The following is a 5,362-nucleotide window of genomic DNA, read 5'->3' as shown; positions in this document are numbered from 1 at the left end:
GCGCCACGGCGGCGGCCGCCGCGAGGGGCCCCGCCAGCGACAGGAGGTCGGGCGGCAGGGCACGGAGCGGGCGTGTGGAGGCGCAGCGCCGGACCAGCACCACCCATTTCGAGGCCAGAGCGCTGCGGGAGGGGTCATACCCTCCGTGGAGTTCGGCCCACCGGGCCAGGGCGGCGTCGCGGTCGAGCGCTCCGGCGGGCCCTGCGAACGCTCTCCCGCGGCCGCGGGGGCGCCTCTTCGCGGCCGCGGGCGCTCCGGAGTCCGGCCGGGGGGCCGCCTCACCGGCCGGGCGATGGCCCGGCGCCCGGCTCCCCGGGAAGGGGCGGAGTACCGCGAGGAGGGATTCCGTGCGGCTGTTCAGGCAGAGCATCAGCTGGTAGCCGACGAGCAGGACCGCGTGCAGCAGGTACAGCCACAGTCCCAGTGCCACGGTGACCCCCGGGACGACGAGTCCGCCGAACGGCAGGCTCCAGTCGACCGGGATGGCCAGGAACACCACGAAGCCGCCGAGGAAACCGCACAGGAACGCACCCGTCGCGAACGCGGCCGGGACCGCCGCCCGGGGGGCGGCGGCGCCGACGCCGACGAACCGGAAGACCAGGAGGACCTCCGTGGAGAGCAGGATCCACACCAGGTGGAAGGCCAGGAAGGCGGACAGGGTGTAGTGCCGGGCGCCGGATTCGGCCAGCCGGGCCAGCGGCGGGCCGGCGTACAGGGCGATGCCCGTGAGAAGCGGGGCCGCCGCCAGTGCGGGTGCCAGTCCCAGCCTGCCCCGCCAGCCGGTGAACGTGTCGTCCTGTGCCGCCATCGGGGACAGCTGCAGGAAGCCCCGGCGCAGCCCTTCCCCGTACACGCTGGCGGGTACCAGCGTGAGGGTGAGAGCCGGCCAGGACAGCCGGACCGCGGCCTCGGCCAGGGTCCGCAGTCCTGTCTGTACTCCGTGCCCGTGGGGAAGCGCGTCCGCGATCTGCGCCACGGCCTGCCGGGTGCCGTCCGCACCGATCGCGAAGGCGCACAGCCGGAGCAGGAGCAGGGCCAGGGAGACGGCGGAGACCATTCCGAAGAAGGAGATCCCCGCCGCCACCAGGGCCACCTGCCTGCCGTGCAGACCGCCGCGCACCTCGCGGACGAGCATGCGCAGCGCACCCCGCCTCGTGTGCGCAGCACCAGTCGGCACCGGTCGCTCCTCCGCATGTCCTATGGGGCATATGTGCGCTTTGTGGTGACGATACAGCCGTCGTCGCCGCGGGCTTCACCCGGTCGACCGAGTCGTGCACCTTGGCGCGCAGGGCGTCCGGATCGACACCGACCAGGCACCCGGCCCACTTGCGGCCGCGCGGCCCGCGACCCGGCGGACCGGGGTGGTGTTGCCCCGGTCGGCGCCCAGCACGAGGGTCCCGACCGGGTCGTGCGGCGGCATGGTGTTGAGGTCCCCGGTCCCGACGACGAGGCCGGCCTGCTTCCCCGGTGTGATGGACCCGGTGGCGCCGTCGAGCCGGAGCGTCCGGGCACCGGACGGCGTCGCGAAGTCCAGGACGTCGCGTGTGGTGGTGCGGGTGGTGGCGCGTGCGGGCTCGTCGCCGGTGCCGTGGGCGGCATCATGGACGGCGCGCATCCGCCGGACGGCCGGCAGGGTGCGCATCTGCGTGAACATGTCCGACGCGAGCGCGGCGCGCACGTCGGCAACGGCCGGGAGGACCGTGGTGCCCGTGGCGTCGATCACCACGGCCCCGTCGTCGGCGGCGGCGCTGCCCGCGGGCGGCGGGCGGGGCGCTCACCGGTCCTGCTCCTCCTCGGGGCGCTTGCCGCCGGGGAGGAACTCCTGCACCTTGGCCTTGATCCCCTGGCGGACCATCGAGTCCCGGTCGCTGTCACCGCGCAGGATCGCGGAGGCGGTGGCCTCCATCTGGTCCCAGGTGGCATGCGGGGGGATCGGCGGCACGGCCGGGTCGGTGCGGACGTCGATGACGAAGGGACGGTCGGCTGCCAGTGCCCGCTCCCAGGCGGACCGCACGTCGTCCGGCTTCTCCACGCGCACCCCGTCCAGGCCGAACCGGGTGGCGATCTCGGCGTAGGGCAGGTCGGGGATGTGCTGGGACTCCTCGAACTGCGGGGCGCCGCTCATCGACCGCATCTCCCAGGTGACCTGGTTGAGGTCCCGGTTGTTCAGCACGCACACGATCAGCCGCGGATCGGACCACCGGGAGCGGTACTTGGCGGCGGTGACCAGCTCCATCAGGCCGTTCATCTGCATCGCCCCGTCACCGACCAGGGCGACGACCGGCCGCTGGGGGTGGGCGAACTTCGCCCCGATGGCGTAGGGCACTCCCGGCCCCATGGTCGCCAGCGTGCCCGACAGCGAGCCGCGCGTCTCGCCCCTGAACCGCAGGTGGCGGGCGTACCAGTTGGCGGCCGAGCCGGAGTCGGCGGTGACGATGGCGTCCTCGGGCAGCAGGCCGTCCAGCGCGTGCACCACGTACTCGGGGTTGACCGGATCGGCGTCCAGAGCGGCACGCCGCTGCATCACCTCCCACCAGCGGGAGACGTTCCCCTCGACGGTGTCACGCCAGGCGCGGTCCTCCTTGCGGCGCAGCAGCGGCAGCAGCCGCTCCAGTGTGACGCGCGCGTCGCCGACGAGGTTCACCTCGAAGGGGTACCGCATTCCGACCATGTGCGGGTCGATGTCGATCTGCACCGCGCGCGCCTGGTCGAGGCCGGGCATGAACTGGGTGTACGGGAAGCTGGAGCCGATCACCAGCAGCGTGTCGCAGTCGCGCATCAGCTCGTGGCTCGGGCGGGTGCCCAGCAGTCCGATGGCGCCGGTGACGTACGGCAGTGTGTCGGGCAGGGCGTCCTTGCCCAGCAGTGCCTTGGCCACGCCCGCACCGAGCACGTCGGCGGCCTGCTCGACCTCGGCCCGTGCGCCGCGGGCGCCCTGTCCGATCAGAATGGCCGGTTTCTCGCCGGCGTTGAGCACCTGCGCCGCCCGCGCGAGGTCCTCGTCCGCCGGGACCGGCGCGGACCTGCCCAGTCCCAGGCTGGAGGGCACCATCTTGAACTCGTGGCCGGGCGGGGTGTACTCCAGCTCCTGCACGTCCGCGGGGAGGATGATCGCGGTCACCGTGCGCCTGCCGTACGCGGTGCGGATCGCCCGGTCGATCAGGTTCGGCAGCTGTTCGGGCACCATGGCCGTCGCGCAGAAGTCCGAGGCCACGTCCTTGTACAGGCTGTTGAGGTCCACCTCCTGCTGGTAGGACCCGCCCATCGCGCTGCGGTTGGTCTGCCCGACGATCGCCACCACCGGAACGTGGTCGAGTTTGGCGTCGTACAGGCCGTTGAGCAGGTGGATCGCACCGGGTCCGGAGGTCGCCGCGCACACCCCCACCTTGCCGGAGAACTTCGCGTAACCCACCGCCTGGAAGGCCGACATCTCCTCATGCCGGGACTGGACGAACTTCGGCCTGTTCTCCGCCCGGCCCCACGCGGCCAGCAGACCGTTGATGCCGTCTCCCGCATAGCCGAAGACGTGATCAACCCCCCATTCGCGCAGCCGCCGCAGGACGTAGTCGGCCACCTTCATGTTCGCCACTCGTCTCTCCGTCCCCTGTGTCGCGGAAGTCCCGGGCCGCCACTTCTGTCCGTAGGCATGCGCCATCACCCGGGTAACCGTGGCGCCCGGGCGGAAACCCCGGCCTGCCTCCTCTCCCGGATCCGGGACCGCTCCGCGCGGGTCGGGGGTGGCCTGATCCCGCCCCTTGCCGCGTTGGCATGTCATCGTCATTCTGGGCGACGCGGCGGTTTCTACCCGCATAGAAAAGAGGCCGCCCGCATCCGCGTACCGATCCTCATGCATCCACCCCGCCCCATCCGCAGGAGACCCGCATGACCAGACACCGGTTCAGAACCACAGTCGTGTGCGCCGCCTTCCTCGCCCTCGGCCTCGGCACCGTCCAGGAAGCAGCCTCGGCCCCCGCCCCGCCCGACACCCCGCGCGGCTCCGGGAGCGTCACCGCGATCGAGGAGGACACCGCCCGTTCACTGGCATCCTCCCTCTCCGACCCCGCCTGGCGGGCCCGGGTCGGGACGGCGGCCCTCGCCTCGGACGAGGTCGGTCTCGGCAAGCTCACGGAGAAGACCTCCTCACCTGCCGCGCAGGACCTCGAATCGGCGGTCGGCGATGCCGAAAGAGCCCTTGCCGAGGCCAAGGGCCTCGGTACCCAGGCCGGCCCCCTGCTGCACCTCCGCCTCGCCGACGAGTCGATGCGCAGGGCGCTGAAGGCCGGGGCCGAGCCCCTGGTGGCGGCCGCCCCCGCCGACGACGGTGCCACCACGGTCACCGCCTACGACAGCACGGGCCGCTCACACACACTGGACGCACACCGGCTCCCCGAACGTCCCGTCTACGTGGTCGGCGTCGACGCCGAGCGGGCCGTCGCCGCGGGCATGGCCGTCCTGCGCGAGGAACTCGCCCGGCACGGCCTCTCCACGACCGCCCCGGTGAACTCCGCGAGCACCGCGAGCGACGGTTTCTGGACAAGCCGCATCACCTCCGTGAGGCTGTCCGACGACGAGGAGCCCTGGTTCAAGGGCGACGCCGAGATCTACTCGCTGGTGGCCGGCTTCGGCCAGGACGGCAAGGTGCGCGTCGACCCGGTCGACATGCCGTACCTGGACGAGGACGGCAGGACCTACCGGCCCAACCAGATCCTGGTGAACTGGTCGTACTACAAGTACAACCTCGCCGACGTGGTGATGATGGAGGAGGACGGCGGCACCAACTACCGGTCGCTCGCCAAGGCCCTCGCCGGCGCCCTGCTCACCGTCATCGACGCGGGAGCCTACGTCCCGCTGGTCAACGCCGTGCTGGACGCCATGCCCGACGACTGGTGGACCGACGATCCCGACTACGTGGACTCCTGGTACACCCTCGCCCGGAACAGCACGGGTTCGTTCTGGGGCGCGCGGGGCAACGGCACCATGACGCTCGAACCGTACTGGGTGTCGGCCCTCTAGACGCGACGATCCTGCGCAACGGCCTGTACGCCGAGCTCTTCGGCGGCCTGCTGATGTGGGCCGACGGCGCGGTGGAGTCCGCGTTGGGCGACGGCGCCACGGCCGCGGTCGCCGAACGCGGACCTCGCCGAGGCCGCCGCGGTCGTCGCGGCGGATCCGGCACGGCACGGGGGCGCCTATGATCTGACCGGCACTCCGGTCACGGCGGAGCAGGTCGCCGGCCGGCCCGGTCTCGCGCACCGGACCATCGGCCTGGGCGGCACCGGCTCCGATCTCGCCGGCCTCCTGGGCCGCCCGGTACGCGACCCGCCGCCGCCATGGGCACGGAGGCGGCCCCGCGGGGGCAGGC

General features: G+C 72.6%; 4 protein-coding genes. 1 reads left to right on the top strand and 3 read right to left on the bottom strand.

Features of this window, described 5'->3' with window-relative positions; genetic code table 11:
• From AC2CJA_RS23665 to AC2CJA_RS23655, 3 genes are all read right to left on the bottom strand, one after another.
• A partial coding sequence (locus AC2CJA_RS23665; protein WP_484604709.1) for a YhjD/YihY/BrkB family envelope integrity protein occupies positions 1–1,177 on the bottom strand: 1,177 nt, incomplete at its 3' end.
• A 75-nt stretch (positions 1,178–1,252) separates the two neighbouring features.
• Positions 1,253–1,726: an amidohydrolase family protein gene (locus AC2CJA_RS23660; RefSeq protein ID WP_484604708.1), complete on the bottom strand. Its 474-nt coding sequence runs from the start codon at positions 1,724–1,726 to the stop codon at positions 1,253–1,255.
• Between the two features lie 48 nt (positions 1,727–1,774).
• On the bottom strand, positions 1,775–3,580 hold the full coding sequence (locus tag AC2CJA_RS23655) for a thiamine pyrophosphate-requiring protein (RefSeq protein ID WP_484604710.1): 1,806 nt from the start codon (positions 3,578–3,580) through the stop codon (positions 1,775–1,777).
• Between the two features lie 302 nt (positions 3,581–3,882).
• On the opposite strand from AC2CJA_RS23655, the gene AC2CJA_RS23650 reads away from it, so the two are divergent.
• A complete protein-coding gene (locus tag AC2CJA_RS23650) occupies positions 3,883–5,013 on the top strand; it encodes a DUF3103 family protein (protein WP_484604707.1) in 1,131 nt (376 codons plus the stop codon).
• The last annotated feature ends 349 nt before the right edge of the window (positions 5,014–5,362 follow it).

The sequence above is a fragment of the Streptomyces sp. ATLC9 genome, from assembly GCF_057196705.1.
The sequence above is the reverse complement of the archived record's forward strand: the minus strand, read 5'-3'. Positions and strand labels throughout refer to the sequence as shown.

Excerpts from the sequence above, each read along its gene's own strand:
- AC2CJA_RS23655 (WP_484604710.1), bottom strand. The coding sequence starts at position 3,580 with ATGAAGGTGGCCGACTACGTCCTGCGGCGGCTGCGCGAATGGGGGGTT.
- AC2CJA_RS23650 (WP_484604707.1), top strand. The coding sequence starts at position 3,883 with ATGACCAGACACCGGTTCAGAACCACAGTCGTGTGCGCCGCCTTCCTC.